Source organism: Lacrimispora xylanolytica, assembly GCF_026723765.1.
GTDB lineage: Bacteria > Bacillota > Clostridia > Lachnospirales > Lachnospiraceae > Lacrimispora > Lacrimispora xylanolytica.
The window spans coordinates 4,388,323-4,404,109 of the sequence record NZ_CP113524.1 but is presented as its reverse complement, the minus strand read 5'-3'; the positions used below and the strand labels follow the sequence as shown (position 1 = coordinate 4,404,109).

The following is a 15,787-nucleotide window of genomic DNA, read 5'->3' as shown; positions in this document are numbered from 1 at the left end:
TCAGCTCCTTTCGTCCGTAGTGCGAAGCAGTGCATTGATGCCGTAATAGAGGGCTTTCTTTTCCATAGGGCTCATCTCAGGCTTTTGAAGGGCCTGAATATAAAATCCGATCATGTCACTGGAATGCTCGGCAAAGAGCGCGGAAAAGTCATATTGGGGCTCGGATTCGTCTATGATCTCCATAATCTTAAACCGGGTGGAGAGCATATCTAAGTCAAAGGAAATATCAGGGTCCCTCATACCACGTATGCGGAAACGGAAGATATTTTCAGTGCCCCGGTTTTGAATCTCCTGGGTGATCTTCATCGCAAGCTCTGTATTGGTGGTGGCTGTGGTCACATTCACCGCCAGAGAAACATACTGTAGCTTGGCAATTGGGATAAACTTTAAATAGGAGACCATACGGGTCACTTCGTTAATCTCTCCCATAATCATACCGTGAGGCCCTGACTCCGTCTTATCAAGTGGCTCTAAGGAACCGGAAAATGCCATACGGTTCTCAATGAGAATCTCAGGTCTGTGAATGTGGCCCATGGCAATGTAGGAGAAGTCCAGGTTTGACATGGCTCCCTTATCAAATGGGATATGGTTGGCATCTCCGCCATGGCCTAAAAGCACGTGGATTCTGCCGTTGTTTGGTACTTTTAGATGATCAAGACGGTTTTCCGGGATTTCAGACGAATAATAGCTGAACCCATAGACCTCTGTGTTGATCTCCTTGAAATAAACGCTTTCCAGCTCTTCCCCCATGAAATAAGTTACATTAGGCGCCCAGGTAAAGCTTAAGATAGCTGAATTTTTGCGGATTCGGTCATGATTTCCTGCGATAATGACCACATGCACGGAAGGGATGGTGGAAAAGAGGTAGTTGACCTCCTTTAAATCCCTGGCAAGTGGCTGCCGGTGGAATAAGTCTCCGGAAATGAAAAGGCAATCGGCTTCCAGGACCTTTGCCTGATGAACTGCCTTTGCAAAGGTGTCCTTAATATCCTGGCACCGTTCCTTGCTCCAGGGCTTGTCGCTGTCAGGACTCATGCCCCAGTGAACATCTGCAATATGTATAAATTTCATTCTCGTTACCTCGCTGGTCCTATGTGAAAAGATACCACAAATTCCCTGCCGGACTGGTAGGGAATTTGTGGTACAGGCTTAAAGTTCGCAGTTGTTAACGGTTCTTGGGAATGGAACTACGTCACGGATATTGGCCATTCCGGTCAGATACATCACACAGCGCTCAAAGCCTAAACCAAAGCCTGCATGGCGTGTGGAGCCGTATTTTCTTAAGTCAAGGTAGAAGTCATAATCTTCCTTGTTAAGTCCCAGCTCGTCCATACGAGCCACCAGTTTGTCGTAGTTATCCTCTCTCTGACTGCCGCCGATGATCTCACCGATGCCTGGAACGAGACAGTCCACGGCTGCTACGGTCTTATTATCCTCATTAAGCTTCATATAAAATGCCTTGATTTCCTTTGGATAATCCGTAACAAATACTGGCTTTTTATAAAGCTGCTCTGTTAAATAGCGCTCGTGTTCTGTCTGTAAATCGCATCCCCAGAACACTTTATAATCGAACTCATCATTATGCTGGGTAAGAAGCTCTACCGCTTCTGTATAAGTAACATGAGCGAATTCAGAATTTAAAACGTGGTTCAACCGGTTTAAAAGATCCTTGTCCACAAACTGGTTAAAGAAGTTCATCTCTTCTGGTGCGTGCTCAAGAACATAGCGGATTACGTATTTTAGCATGGACTCAGCAAGAGCCATGTTGTCATTTAAATCTGCAAATGCCATCTCCGGCTCAATCATCCAGAATTCAGCGGCATGGCGGGTGGTGTTTGAATTTTCCGCACGGAAGGTAGGGCCAAAGGTATAGATGTTACGGAATGCCATGGCATAGGTCTCACCATTTAACTGACCGCTTACGGTTAAGTTGGTAGGCTTACCAAAGAAATCCTGGGTAAAATCAATGGTTCCTTCCTCTGTCTTAGGAATGTTATTTAAATCCATAGTGGTAACCTGGAACATCTCGCCGGCGCCTTCGCAGTCACTTCCGGTGATCAGGGGAGTATGAACGTAAACGAAATCTCTCTCCTGGAAAAACTGGTGAATGGCATAAGCAATTAAGGATCGAACCCGGAATACGGCCTGGAAGGTATTGGTTCTTGGGCGTAAATGGGAGATGGTTCTTAAATATTCAAAGCTGTGGCGCTTTTTCTGAAGAGGATAATCCGGGGATGAGGTGCCTTCTACGGTAACCTCTGTGGCCTGTATCTCAAAGGGCTGCTTGGCATCCGGAGTAGGAACTAAAGTTCCGGTTACGATTACGGCAGCGCCAACGTTTAACTTGCTGATTTCTGAAAAATTCTCCATGGTATCGTGATAGACCACCTGAAGGGTTTCAAAATAAGATCCGTCGTTTAATACGATGAATCCAAAGGATTTGGAATCCCGCAGACTTCTTACCCAGCCTCCGACCGTAACCTGGGAATTAAGAAATGTTTCCTGCTTTTTATATATCTCTCTTACCGTGATTAAATCCATAATAGATTCTCCTTTTACATGTTCGCATACTTATTAAGATTATACTGTATTTTAAGATTCTATTCAAGGGGTGCTGGGTGTAAAAACATTAGATACGCCTAAAAACGTCAAAAATTTGTAAAAAGCACGAAAAATGTCGGAAAATGCACAAAAAACTATAAGATAAAATGAAATATTTGTTCACTATTAAAGCAAAGTATGGTATAATGTAGTCACAATAATTACAGCAAGAGGTGATAACGTGATTAAAAAAGAGATGATAGCCATGCTTTTGGCAGGCGGACAAGGCAGTCGCTTAGGTGTGCTTACGCAAAAAGTGGCCAAACCAGCAGTGTCCTTTGGCGGTAAATACCGAATCATTGATTTCCCGCTTAGCAACTGCATCAATTCAGGAGTTGATACGGTAGGAGTACTTACCCAGTATCAGCCATTGCGCCTGAATACTCATATCGGCATCGGCATTCCCTGGGATCTTGACCGGAATGTGGGCGGAGTCACTATTTTACCTCCTTATGAACGGAGCAAGGGAAGTGACTGGTATACCGGTACAGCAAATGCCATATATCAGAACCTGGAATATATGGAGACCTACAATCCCGATTACGTCCTCATTTTATCTGGAGACCACATCTATAAGATGGATTATGAGGTCATGCTGGAATATCACAAAGCGAATAATGCAGATATCACCATTGCTGCTATGCCGGTGCCTATTGAAGAGGCAAGCCGGTTTGGGATACTAATCACAGATGAAAGCAACCGGATTACGGAATTTGAGGAAAAGCCCGCAAGTCCAAGAAGTAATCTGGCTTCCATGGGAATATACATATTTAGCTGGAAAGCATTAAAAGAAGCACTGATTCGTATGTCTGACGTACCCGGGTGTGATTTTGGAAAACATATCATACCCCATTGTTTTGAAGAGGGAAAGCGGGTCTTTGCCTACGAATACAACGGTTATTGGAAGGATGTAGGTACGTTAGGTTCCTATTGGGAAGCCAATATGGAGCTGATTGATATCATTCCTGAATTTAATCTTTATGAAGAGTACTGGAAGATTTATACAAAAAGCGACATTATTCCGCCCCAGTACGTCTCCGAGGAAGCTGTCATAGACAGAAGCATTGTGGGAGAAGGAACCGAGATTTACGGAGAGGTAAGAAATTCCGTCATCGGTGCCGGCGTTATCATTAAAAAAGGTGCGGTCATAAAGGATTCTATCATTATGAGAGAGTGCGTGATCGGGGAAGACGCAGAGATCACAAAGGCTATTATTGCTGAGAATGTGACAGTGGGAACCGGTGTGAAAATTGGTACCGGAGACTATGAAAAGAGCAAGTATGATCCAAAGGTCTATCAGTTTGATCTGGTAACGATAGGGGAGAATTCTATCATCCCGGATCAGGTGACCATAGGCAAGAATACAGCAATCGTGGGGATCACCGTCCCTGAAGATTATAAAGACGGAGAACTGGCCAGCGGAGATTATATCATAAAGGCAGGTGGCATGCGATGAGAGCAATCGGAATTGTATTAGCAGGCGGGAACAGTAAACGGATGCGTGAGCTGTCCAACAGAAGGGCCATTGCAGCCATGCCTATTGCAGGGAATTACAGGAGCATCGATTTTGCTCTCAGCAATATGACCAATTCCCATATTCAGAATGTAGCAGTATTAACTCAGTATAATTCCAGGTCCCTGCATCTTCATTTAAGTTCCTCCAAATGGTGGGATTTCGGAAGAAAGCAGGGCGGATTATTCGTATTCACTCCAACCATAACTGCAGATAGCAGTGACTGGTACAGGGGGACTGCGGATGCCCTGTTTCAAAACCTTACATTTTTAAAGAACAGTCATGAACCTTACGTAGTCATTGCCGCAGGAGACGGCATCTACAAACTGGATTACGGCAAGGTACTTGAATATCATATAGAGAAGAAATCAGATATTACCGTAGTATGCACAGAGCTGCCTGCGGGAGAAGATATCACACGTTTCGGCCTGGTAAAGACCAATCAGGATGGCAGGATTACAGATTTTGAAGAGAAGCCTATGGTGGCTTCCTCTAATACGGTTTCCTGCGGCATTTATGTCATCCGCAGGCGTCAGCTTATTGAACTGATTGAGCAGTGCGCCATGGAGGACCGCTATGATTTTGTGAGTGACATTCTGGTACGATATCGGAATTTGAAAAGAATATATGCTTATAAGATGAACGATTACTGGAGAAATATCGCATCCGTGGAATCCTACTACAAGACCAATATGGATTTCTTAAAACCGGAAGTAAGAAATTATTTCTTCCGTCAGTATCCGGATGTTTACTCAAAGATCGATGATCTGCCGCCTGCAAAATACAACCCAGGTGCATCTGTAAAAAACAGCCTGGTGTCCAGCGGCAGCATTGTCAACGGCGTTGTCGAGAATTCAGTCCTTTATAAAAAGGCCTATGTCGGCAACAACTGCGTCATTAAAAACTCCATTATTTTAAATGACGTCTATATAGGCGACAATACGGTGATTGAAAACTGTATCGTAGAAAGCCGGGATACCATCCGTGCCAATACCACCTATATAGGAACAACGGACAATGTAAAGATTGTCTTGGAGAAAAACGAACGATACACATTATAGTAAATGTGACGGGAAGGGGAAGAACATGCAGATTACAGATGTAAGAGTACGACGTATTGAAAAAGAGGGAAAGATGAAGGCCATAGTATCAATCACATTGGATAACGAATTCGTTATTCATGACATTAAAGTTATTGAAGGAGAAAAAGGACTATTTATAGCAATGCCCAGCCGAAAGGCGGCAGATGGTGAATACCGGGATATCGCTCATCCGATTAATTCCGGAACCAGAGACACCATTCAGAAGGTGATTCTGGATAAATATGAGACCACTGCTATGGATGTACCTGAGGCAGTATTTGCTTAATCAAATAAAAGGATCCGCAGGCAGGCTTTTCGTACTGTCTGCGTTTTTTTTGCCCGGAAATCAAACGAATATTTACACTTTAGTGTTTTAAGGTTATAATAGGAATCAAATTTTTAGAAAGGCTGTGGAACGTATGACAATAAAAATAGGTATTGTAGGATATGGAAATCTTGGTAAGGGAGTGGAATGTGCCATTAAGCATAATCCTGACATGGAGCTAAAAGCTGTATTTACCAGAAGAGCCCCGGAATCATTAAAGCTTCTGACCGAAGGAGTTAAGGTATTTTCTTATGATGAGATTATGTCAAAAAAGGATTCCATCGATGTTTTAATTTTATGCGGTGGAAGTGCTACCGATCTTCCGGTGCAGACTCCAGAGCTTGCAAAACATTTTAATGTGGTTGACAGCTTTGACACACACGCCAAGATTCCGGAGCACTTTAAGGCAGTGGATGAAGCTGCTTTAGAGGGCGGTAAGGTAGGAATTATCTCTGTTGGCTGGGATCCGGGTATGTTTTCCTTAAACCGTTTGTATGCCGGGGCTGTACTTCCGGGAGGACATGATTATACGTTCTGGGGAAGAGGAGTGAGCCAGGGCCATTCCGATGCGATTCGTAGAATTGATGGTGTAAAGGATGCCAGACAGTATACCATTCCAGTGGAAGAGGCGTTACAAAAGGTTCGGGAAGGAAAGAATCCAGAGCTGTCAGTAAGACAAAAGCATACAAGAGAATGCTTTGTAGTGGCAGAGGACGGAGCTGACTTAGACCGGATCCGGGAAGAAATCGTGACCATGCCAAACTATTTTTCTGACTACGACACCACCGTTCATTTTATCAGTGAAGAAGAGCTTCTAAAGGATCATAAGGGAATTCCTCACGGCGGTTTTGTCATCAGAACCGGAACCACTGGCTGGGAGGATGAAAACAGCCATGTCATTGAATACAGCTTAAAGCTGGATTCCAATCCGGAATTCACTTCTTCCGTACTGGCTGCCTATGCCCGTGCCGCTTACCGCTTAAACCAGGAAGGACAGAAGGGCTGTAAAACAGTTTTTGATATTGCACCTGCGTATTTAAGTTCTCTCAGCGGGGAAGAATTAAGAAAACACCTGTTATAAGAAAGAAGCAGGAGGGATAATTATGGCAGTGTCTAAGGAAATGGTCCTGTATTATCAGCCGGAACAGGAAAAGCAGGGCGGAAATGATACGAAAGCAGCGAAGCTGAAAGGAGTGCTCATTCGCATGGGCATTCGAATCCGCAATATTTCCAGTGAGCAGATGAACCAGACCGTAGGGTATCTTGCTGGAATTGAAGGGTTTGAAGAGATTGCCTTTGAAGCCTGTCCTCCGGTAAATGAGGAGATTTTAGTAATGAAAAACTTCTCAAACCGCAGGGTGGACGAGTTTTTAATGAATTTAAGACGGGCAGGTGTACCTAAAATTCAATTAAAAGCGGTAATTACAGATACCAATTGCAAATGGAGATTTTACGATCTGTATGAGGAACTGAAACAGGAAAACGAAGCAATGTCCAAGGAGCCTCAATGATAATAAAAGGCCGGACCATCCCTTCATAGGATGGCCCGGTTTTTTGATTCCATATTTTATTGATATTCGAACACGTTGGCCCACCGATGCAAAAGCTCTGCTTCTTCCGGACGTTTCTTTGAAAGCTGGGCGGTTGCCACAATGGGGAGCCAGGACTGGACGTATTTTTTGGCGGTTCCTGTTTTTCTACAAAAGACATCTATGTACATATCAGCTTTTTTCTGATCCTGGAGGCAGAAGAGGAGATACGTTCTCGCAACATCTGCGCTGGCGTTTCCCTGGGTAGCGTGTACCCAGTCCAGGACATACATGGTCTGGTCGTCTTTTACAATGATATTGCTTGGATTGAAATCACCGTGGCACAGCTTGGTATGCTTTGGCATTCCGTCAAGCCGTGTATGCATATCATATCGGATGGAATCTGTCAGTTCATCAATATCTCCGATCTGTCTTATCATCTTATCTTTTAATTTATTGAGAAGAGGACACTGCTTTGACATGATATTCAGGTGGAGATCCACCATCAGATCCATATATTCCGGCAGCTTTTCCGGATTCTCATCCATGAGCTGCTTTAATGTCTTCCCTTCAATAAATTCGTAAGTAATGGACCACTTGCCTTCAAAAACACTGACTTCCAGCACCTTAGGAACCTTTATTCCACCGGTTTCCTCAACTCTGGCGGTAATCAAAGCTTCATTTAGTACCTCTGCCTTAGGGAAATCTTCATTAAATACCTTAATCGCCTTATCCCCATCCCGGTAGACCTTCTTTGTTGCGGTCGTAGCAATTAGTTCTGCTCCCATAAAATACCTCTCCTTCCATCTTTGCATCCCCAAATATGTCGGAACTATATAGTATTATTTTACTACAATATAGATAAAAAGTATAGAAAAAACAGTGGTATATTATATAAAATATCTAAAATTTATCCTTTGAAACGGTAAACAGCCACACCGTAAGGCTTCAGTGGACAGGCGATGGAATAGTTTTTTCCATCCCACTCCTTTTCCTCAGAAGGAACGGCGGGTGCTTTATCTTCCGGCTGGTAAAGACCGTGGCTTTCATTAAGGACCAGGTGATAGCTTCCCTTTTTTGGAACACCTGCCCGGTAGTTCTTTCGCTCTACCGGTGTAAAGTTAAGAACAAACAAAAGACTGTCTTTCTTGTCTTTACTATACCGGACAAAGCTAAAGATACTCTGTTCACTGTCATTGGCATTGATCCAGGAGAAGCCCTCCCAGTCATAATCCCTCTCATAAAGCGCAGGATATTCCTTATACAGGTGGAGAAGATCCCTGACATAGTCCTTTAGGTCTTTTCCAAGAGGCTCATCTGCCAGATACCAGTCAAGAGCTGTCTTTTCGTCCCATTCATGGAACTGTCCGAAATCCTGTCCCATAAACAAAAGCTTCTTGCCTGGATGGCCAAGCATAAAGGTATAGCCTACTTTTAAGTTGGAAAATTTATCCTCCAGAAGTCCAGGCATTTTCTCGATCATAGAGCATTTTAAATGCACCACTTCATCATGGGATAATACAAGTATATATTTCTCGCTGGTAAAATATGTAAGACCAAAGGTCATCTTATGGTGATTGTATTTTCTGAAATAAGGGTCCAGCTTCATGTATTCTAAAAAATCATGCATCCAGCCCATGTTCCATTTAAAGGTAAAGCCAAGACCGTCGTTTTTGGGATCATCTGTGACCTTGGGCCAGGCGGTGGATTCCTCCGCGATCACCATGGCACCGTTGCCTCTGTCTTTGATAATGCTGTTTAAGTGCTTGAAAAATTCAATGGCTTCCAGATTTTCATTGCGGCCGTGTTTATTTGGGACCCATTCTCCGTCAGACCTTCCATAGTCAAGATAGAGCATGGAAGCCACCGCATCCACCCGGAGTCCGTCTACATGGAATTTTTCCACCCAGTAAAGGGCATTGGCAATGAGGAAATTATCCACCTCATACTTGCTGTAATCAAAGACCTTTGTTCCCCAATCCGGATGCTCTCCTTTTCTTGGGTCAGAATATTCGTAGCATGGCTTACCGTCAAAGTCGGAAAGTCCGTGGGCGTCCTTTGGAAAATGAGCCGGAACCCAGTCTAAGATAACGCCAATCCCTTTTTGATGCATGTAATCAACAAAGTACATGAATTCCTTTGCCGTGCCGTACCGTGAGGTGGGAGCAAAATATCCGGTCACCTGATACCCCCAGGAGCCATCATAAGGATGCTCTGCAATCCCCAGAAGCTCCACGTGAGTATAGCCCATCTGTTCCACGTAGTCTGAAAGCTCGTGGGCAGCCTCCACATATGTATAATAGCCATCTTTTTCGTCCCGGTTCTTCTTACGCCAAGAGCCTAAGTGAACCTCATAGATACTGACCGGACCATCCATGGGATCGGCCTTCTTTCGTTTCGCCATCCACGAGGTATCGTTCCACTCATAGCCGGATAAATCGGCAGTCACAGAAGCTGTCTGAGGACGGTATTCTGCCTCAAAGGCATAAGGGTCTGCTTTAAAAAGAAGCTTGCCGCTTTCCGTGGTAATTGCATACTTATAAAGCGCCCCGGTAGAAAGCCCCGGAACAAAGGCCTCCCAGATTCCTGAGTCAGCCAGACAGGTCATTGGATTTTCATCCGGATTCCAGCCGTTGAAATCACCTACCACTCCGATTTGCTTTGCGTGGGGCGCCCATACTGCAAAATACATCCCTTCCTCTTTGTTGTAAGTCCTTGGGTGAGCACCCAGCTTCTCGTAGATTTCATAATGTTTCCCGTTGTTGAAGAGATAGCGGTCTACCTCTGTTATAAAACCTGTCCCGATTTCCTTTTTTTCTTCAGCCATTTGCTCACTCCTCCGTGATCATTAAAATAGCACACTAAATCTCCCAGCTTTTAAAACGGCGCAGGAGAAACTGATAACGCAGCTGTGCTGCATTCAGTTCATAGATATAGCAATCAATAAGGGTCGGATCCACTACGTGCTCAAAGTGGTTCCTGGCAGCTTCAATTGCTGTTTTGGAACATTCAATTTCGTATCTTAATCTACGTTCCTCTTCTGATTCAGTCAGGCGTTTTTTTAAAGTCGCATGCTTCATTTTACCATCTCCATTTCTTGAAATTTACATAATATCTGTTAGTTTCATTATAACTGGAAAATGGGTTTTTATTCATATTTTACCTGTAATGCCCGTAAAATCATGGGATTCGGTCTAACATCATCTGCATATGCTGCCCCAGGGAACAAAGTTTTTTCGTGGTGTCTCCAATGGTCAGGTAATAAAAATTTGCAGTTCCTTCCTGTCTGACGTCAATAAGACCGGCCTCTTTTAAGATTTTTAAATGATGGGAGACCGCCGGACGGGAAAGGTTTGTTTTCTCTGTGATATCTTTTACATTCATGCCCACCTTTCCGCGGATGGGGCCATCGGAAGCTGAGACATCATTTCCCATGCTGTCATAAAGACCATTACGGGCAAGTGCCTCTACAATGGTCAGTCTTACTTCATCTCCAAGGGCGATGAAAATGGGCATACAGTCCTTAAAAAGTATATGAAAGTCCTGCCCTTCCATGAGGGGTTCCTCCTTTGGTTTAAAAAAATAAACTAACAATATCTTACCATTCTGGTAAAGAAACGTCAATGCTTTGGGGGTGAAATATTGGTTAATTTGCCTCAAAATACGGAAAAAGTTTGATAAAATTAATAAATATATAATAATACACATAAAATATCTGGGGTACCTAGCCATAAGGCTCGTCTTTTGGTTTCTGAAAAAAAGAGTTGACAATTAATCTTACCTTGTGCATAATGGAATTATATTCCAGTATACGTTCTGTATACTTCATTTCAATTTTCAATGAATGGTGAAACATATTTTATTTTCAAGAGCTGATAATCCAGCATATTTTCCAACGTTAAGATATTAAGCAGGTAAGGGGGGAGTGCATTATTGGGCATTTTATTTTGCTGCTTCATTTAGGGGCAGGGGCTTATTTTGATGTCCGGGAACACAAAATTCCTAATTGGTGGGTGATACTCGGCATGGGAAACGGTTTGATTCTTACCGGGCTTGAAGCTGGGCAGCTATCCAGTCCCAGCAGTTTTTTAAAGGAGCCTGCATTTTTTCTGTTCCGGATGCTTTTGGTAACAGCGGTTTTCTTTGTTTTATTTCTTTTCCGCATGATTGGTGCAGGAGATATTAAGATGGCAGCCCTCATCTGCGGATATCTTGGCCTTTCATCCGGCGCAATGGCAATTTTTTATGGTTTTCTTATTGGGGCATTCTGGTCCCTGATTAAATTAATGGGAAGCGGCGGCTTTATATCCCGTTTTTCCCATCTTCTAACCTATATCAGGTATGTAATCCAAACAGGTAAAATAACTGCTTACTACCGTCCGGAACGGGATGGGTATGATATGGTCATTCCTTTTGGCCTGTGTCTTTTTCTGGGGACTCTTCTTGCCCTGGCGTGGTAGCAGTCACAAAGGAGGATTTTATTTGGCAGAACGTATTTTAGCAGTTTATGATGAGGATTTTTTTTATGCGGAGCGGCTTGCAGATTTTATCAACGAGAGGAAACAGGCTCCCTTTAAAGCCCTTGCCTTTACCACGTTAGAAAGGCTTATGAGCTATGGAAAGGACCATGAGATTGATCTGTTGCTGATACAGTCAGACATTTCCAGGGAGGAACTGAATGGTCTTTCGGCAGGGCAGGTATTTTATCTGTGTGACGGAGAGAATGGCCCTATTGATGAATCATCAAAGGGAATTTATAAATATCAGGCGGCAGACAGCATCATGCGGGATGTGATGGAAGCCTATTTAACCAGTGACGAAGAGGCCGGGGGCAGAGTCATATCCAGGACCGGAAGGGTGATAGGAATCTACTCTCCTATTAACCGGTGCTTAAAAACTTCCTTTTCTCTGACTATGGGTCAGCTTTTATCCAGAGATTTAAAGGTCCTTTACTTAAACTTTGAGGATTGCTCCGGCCTTGGAACGTTGATTGGTGAGGAATTTAAGGGAGGCTTATCCGATTTATTTTACTATTACAGCCAGGAAAAATACAGCTGGATCAGACTTGGGTCTCTTGTTTATACCTGGGGAGAACTGGATTATGTGGCGCCTGTCCGGTATCCGGAGGATTTAAACCAGATAGGGGCGGGGGAAGCAGCTGACCTGGTCAGGAGAATTGCAAGAGAAAGTCCCTATGAGACCATAATCCTGGATCTGGGCCAGTTTGGTAAAAAAGCAGCAGAAATACTGGAGGCCTGTGACGTCATTTATATGCCGGTTAAGGAAGACTGCGTTTCAGTCGCTAAGATAGAAGAGTTTGAGGAGTATCTTTCTGTCTCCGGCCACGAGGCTGTTACAAAAAGAATTGAGAAATTAAAGCTTCCATATCACTCAAGCTTTGGGCGAAGGGATTCTTACTTAGAACAGCTTCTTTGGAGTGAGCTGGGAGATTATACAAGGCAGCTGTTAAGGAAGCAGCCGTAAGGGAGGGAAGTATGGAAGAAGAGATGCGAAAGAGGATGCGGGAGGAGATTGTAAGAGAGCTGAATGAACAGCAGCAGGTTATGGATGAAGAGCTGTATGCCATCATAGACCGAAAGATTCTTGAATATGGGCAGGAGCATTTTCTGCCGTTAAAGGAGAAGGTAGAGCTTCGGTGCAGGCTTTTTGATTCCTTTCGCCGCTTAGGTGCTCTTCAGGAGCTTGTTGATGACCGTCATATCACAGAAATTATGGTCAACGGAGCCGACCGGGTCTTTGTAGAGAGAAATGGCTCCATGGAGCTGTGGGGAAGGACCTTTGACAGTCAGGAACAGCTTGAGGATACCATTCAGCAGATTGTGAGCCGGGTGAACCGTACGGTGAATGTATCAAGGCCCATTGCCGATGCAAGGCTTTCTGACGGCTCCAGAGTTCATGTTGTGCTTCCGCCCATTGCCCTGGACGGACCTGCAGTCACCATCCGAAAGTTTCCTGAGCCAATCACCATGGAAAAGCTCTTATCTTATGGTTCACTTACAAAAGAGTCCGCAGAATTTTTAAAGGCAATCGTGGAAGCCGGGTATAACATCTTTGTCTGCGGTGGAACCAACTCCGGGAAAAGTACATTTCTAAATGCTCTCTCATCTTATATTCCAAAGGATGAAAGAATTGTGACCATTGAGGATTCGGCTGAGCTTAAGATCACCCAAATTAAGAATCTGGTCAGGCTTGAGACGAGAGGGGCAAACGGAGAAGGGGAAGGGGAAATTACTATTGGAGATTTAATTAAAGCTTCCCTTCGAATGAATCCCGACCGGATTATTATCGGAGAGGTCAGGGGAAAAGAAGCCTTGGATATGATATCAGCTATGAATACGGGGCATGACGGCAGCTTAAGTACGGGACATGGAAACAGTCCCAAAGATATGTTGTCAAGGCTGGAAACCATGGTGCTAATGGGCGCTGATATCCCTCTTCCGGCAGTGAGGAGCCAGATAGCAGCAGCCATTGATATTTTAATACACCTGGGGAGATTACGAGATAAAAGCAGGCGGGTCCTGTCCATTATGGAGGTGTCAGGTTATGAAAATGGAGAAATCAGGCTTAACCCGCTGTACCGGTTTGAAGAGGATTATGAAAACGTGGACAGCAAAAAAGAGGACAACAAAAAAAGGGTTCAGGGAAGACTTAACAAGGTGGGTGACCTTCAAAATACCGAAAAACTCAAAGCAGCAGGCGTTGAACTATGATCATTACGATTTAACATTTGCCCAGTGGTGCATATATGGCTCACAGGGGCTGGCTCTGGCTGGCGTTTTTGCATATGTCTTTTACCGAAATGTTATAGTCTTTCTCATTCTGATTCCATTTGGAATCCTTTATCCTCTCTTAAAACGTAAGGAAGAAAAAGAAAAAAGACTGCAGCAGCTTAATGTTGAATTTAAGGAAGGGATTTTACTATTAGCCTCATTTTTAAGTGCAGGCTACTCTGTGGAGAATGCCTTTGCCTCTTCTGTAAGAGAGCTGACTCTGCTTTTTGGTGAGAACGGGCTGATTACCAGGGAGTTTAAGCATATTGAAAATCAGATAAAGATCAACCGTTCCGTGGAACAGGCTCTGTCAGAGTTTGCAGCCCGCAGTGGTCTTGATGATGTGAAGAATTTTGCAGAAGTCTTTGGTGCGGCAAAGCGAAGCGGAGGAGAGCTGGTTTCCATTATCAGCCATACCTCTAATGTTATCCGGGACAAGGTATCTGTCCGTCAGGAGATACTTACCATGTCGGCGTCGAAACAGTTCGAGCAAAAGGTCATGAACATGATTCCTTTCTTTATTGTGATTTATATTGATATCACATCACCTGGGTTCTTTCATGTGATGTATACCACAGCCATTGGCAGAATTGTAATGACCATCTGTATGGTGCTGTATGTATCTGCATTTTTTATCTCAAAGAAGATCATGAGCATTGAAATATAAGGAGAAATCATGTTTAAGAAATATTGTAGGAAATGGAATCTTGCCATTACAAAAACGCAGATCATCTGTGTGGCAGCAGGTATTTTCCTTTATGTCCTGATAGAGCTTACTTCTGTTTTGGGAGGAAGAGGAGGGGCGAGTGGCAAAGAATTAAAACGAGCAGGACCTGGGCAGGGGGAAACTACGTATGAGGTGGAAATATCAGGTCTTGATAAGGAAAGGTCTGATAAAAAGATACCAGTTAAAATACCAGTTGGGGAGCGAATCTATTCGGAAGAAGAGGCAAAAAAGCTGTTTGAAACTATGAAACCAAAGCTAGAAGAACAGATGCTTGGGGAAAATGAATCTCTTTTAAAGATAAGAAAGAATTTGAATCTAAAAACAAGCTTAAGTGACTATGGAATCAAAATTCGATGGGAAACGGACAATCCGGATCTGGTAGATTCTCTTGGGAAAGTACATAATCAGCAGGCAGCTGAGACAGGAGAATCTGTCATACTGCGTGCTCTCGTATCCGATGGGGTCCATGAACATACATATCGCTTTCCAGTTATGGTATATCCTCCTGACCGTTCCTTGCAGGAGAAGACGGAGGAAGAATTCTTAACCTGGGCTCAAAAGGAAGATCAAAAACAGCAAACAGAAGATTATCTACGATTACCCAATGAATATGATGGCCAGCTTCTTACTTATTCCATAGAAAAGGATAGCAGCCACCGCCTGTTTCCATTTCTTGGATTATTCATGGCGCTTCTCTTGCATGCAAAGGTGAATTCGGATAAACAGCATCTGGCAAAAAAGAGGGAGCAGCAGCTTCTGCTGGATTATTCTGAGGTCGTATCAAAGCTGGTGGTTTATATTGGCGCGGGCCTTACTTTAAGAAATTCCTGGGAACGAATCGTGGCAGGCTATGACGCTGGTGTAAAGGAAGGCAAAAGGGGAGTGAGACCTGTTTACGAAGAGATGATGAAGACGGTCTCCCAGCTTAGTAGCGGAGTATCAGAGAGCAGAGCATTTGGCGAGTTTGGAAGGCGGTGCGGCCTTCAGTCATATTTAAAGCTTTCTGCGCTTTTGGAACAGAGTCAGAAAAATGGAAGCAGACAACTTCGCCAGTCGCTGGAGCTTGAGATGATATCAGCATTTGAGCAAAGAAAAAACCTGGCGAAAAAGCTGGGGGAGGAGGCCGGGACCAAGCTGTTAATTCCCCTTCTGCTCATGCTGGGAGTGGTGATGGCCATGATTGTGCTTCCGGCATTTCTGTCATTTTATTAGAAAGGGG

Annotated in this window: 16 protein-coding genes; 10 read left to right on the top strand and 6 right to left on the bottom strand. The window is 43.9% G+C overall.

Going from position 1 to position 15,787, the window contains the following annotated elements:
* Together OW255_RS20295 and asnS are read right to left on the bottom strand one after the other, a co-directional pair.
* Complete coding sequence (locus tag OW255_RS20295; RefSeq protein ID WP_268115154.1) at window positions 1–1,071, bottom strand: metallophosphoesterase family protein; 1,071 nt, start codon at window positions 1,069–1,071, stop codon at window positions 1–3.
* Between the two features lie 78 nt (window positions 1,072–1,149).
* Entirely contained in the window at window positions 1,150–2,541 is a 1,392-nt protein-coding gene (gene asnS, locus OW255_RS20290) for an asparagine--tRNA ligase (protein ID WP_024837988.1), read from the bottom strand.
* 241 nt (window positions 2,542–2,782) lie between these two features.
* On the opposite strand from asnS, the gene OW255_RS20285 reads away from it, so the two are divergent.
* The 5 genes from OW255_RS20285 (at window position 2,783) to OW255_RS20265 (ending at window position 7,032) form a co-directional block, all read left to right on the top strand.
* Window positions 2,783–4,057: a glucose-1-phosphate adenylyltransferase gene (locus OW255_RS20285; RefSeq protein ID WP_024837989.1), complete on the top strand. Its 1,275-nt coding sequence runs from the start codon at window positions 2,783–2,785 to the stop codon at window positions 4,055–4,057.
* Window positions 4,054–5,175, top strand: coding sequence for a glucose-1-phosphate adenylyltransferase subunit GlgD (gene glgD / locus OW255_RS20280; protein ID WP_024837990.1), 1,122 nt, complete (start codon window positions 4,054–4,056; stop codon window positions 5,173–5,175). The genes OW255_RS20285 and glgD overlap by 4 nt, the downstream gene beginning before the upstream one ends.
* 25 nt (window positions 5,176–5,200) lie before the next feature.
* A complete protein-coding gene (spoVG, locus tag OW255_RS20275) occupies window positions 5,201–5,482 on the top strand; it encodes a septation regulator SpoVG (RefSeq protein ID WP_024837991.1) in 282 nt (93 codons plus the stop codon).
* 133 nt (window positions 5,483–5,615) lie between these two features.
* Window positions 5,616–6,602 (top strand): diaminopimelate dehydrogenase, encoded by a 987-nt coding sequence (locus tag OW255_RS20270; protein ID WP_268115153.1) that lies wholly within the window; start codon window positions 5,616–5,618, stop codon window positions 6,600–6,602.
* 22 nt (window positions 6,603–6,624) lie between these two features.
* On the top strand, window positions 6,625–7,032 hold the full coding sequence (locus tag OW255_RS20265; protein ID WP_268115152.1) for a DUF3783 domain-containing protein: 408 nt from the start codon (window positions 6,625–6,627) through the stop codon (window positions 7,030–7,032).
* 56 nt (window positions 7,033–7,088) lie between these two features.
* On the opposite strand, the gene OW255_RS20260 is transcribed toward OW255_RS20265, so the two are convergent.
* From OW255_RS20260 to OW255_RS20245, 4 genes are all read right to left on the bottom strand, one after another.
* On the bottom strand, window positions 7,089–7,838 hold the full coding sequence (locus OW255_RS20260; RefSeq protein ID WP_024837994.1) for a phosphotransferase family protein: 750 nt from the start codon (window positions 7,836–7,838) through the stop codon (window positions 7,089–7,091).
* Window positions 7,839–7,960: 122 nt separating this feature from the next.
* Window positions 7,961–9,877: a 1,4-alpha-glucan branching protein GlgB gene (gene glgB, locus OW255_RS20255; protein ID WP_024837995.1), complete on the bottom strand. Its 1,917-nt coding sequence runs from the start codon at window positions 9,875–9,877 to the stop codon at window positions 7,961–7,963.
* A gap of 34 nt (window positions 9,878–9,911) precedes the next feature.
* Window positions 9,912–10,130, bottom strand: coding sequence for a YaaL family protein (locus OW255_RS20250; RefSeq protein ID WP_024837996.1), 219 nt, complete (start codon window positions 10,128–10,130; stop codon window positions 9,912–9,914).
* Window positions 10,131–10,230: 100 nt separating this feature from the next.
* Window positions 10,231–10,605 (bottom strand): ArsR/SmtB family transcription factor, encoded by a 375-nt coding sequence (locus OW255_RS20245; RefSeq protein ID WP_024837997.1) that lies wholly within the window; start codon window positions 10,603–10,605, stop codon window positions 10,231–10,233.
* 392 nt (window positions 10,606–10,997) lie between these two features.
* Here OW255_RS20245 and OW255_RS20240 point away from each other — a divergent pair, with 392 nt between their 5' ends.
* The 5 genes from OW255_RS20240 to OW255_RS20220 are packed head-to-tail and all read left to right on the top strand — an operon-like array spanning window position 10,998 to window position 15,780.
* Window positions 10,998–11,510 carry an A24 family peptidase gene (locus OW255_RS20240; protein ID WP_024837998.1) on the top strand — a complete coding sequence of 171 codons (513 nt, stop codon included), beginning with the start codon at window positions 10,998–11,000 and terminating at the stop codon, window positions 11,508–11,510.
* A 22-nt stretch (window positions 11,511–11,532) separates the two neighbouring features.
* Entirely contained in the window at window positions 11,533–12,534 is a 1,002-nt protein-coding gene (locus OW255_RS20235; protein WP_268115151.1) for a P-loop NTPase family protein, read from the top strand.
* Window positions 12,535–12,545: 11 nt separating this feature from the next.
* The gene (locus OW255_RS20230) at window positions 12,546–13,781 is read left to right on the top strand and encodes a CpaF family protein (RefSeq protein ID WP_268115150.1); all 1,236 of its coding nucleotides are present in this window, start codon (window positions 12,546–12,548) and stop codon (window positions 13,779–13,781) included.
* Entirely contained in the window at window positions 13,771–14,508 is a 738-nt protein-coding gene (locus OW255_RS20225) for a type II secretion system F family protein (RefSeq protein WP_268115149.1), read from the top strand. The genes OW255_RS20230 and OW255_RS20225 overlap by 11 nt, the downstream gene beginning before the upstream one ends.
* Before the next feature lie 9 nt (window positions 14,509–14,517).
* The gene (locus OW255_RS20220) at window positions 14,518–15,780 is read left to right on the top strand and encodes an immunoglobulin-like domain-containing protein (protein WP_024838002.1); all 1,263 of its coding nucleotides are present in this window, start codon (window positions 14,518–14,520) and stop codon (window positions 15,778–15,780) included.
* Window positions 15,781–15,787: the final 7 nt, after the last annotated feature.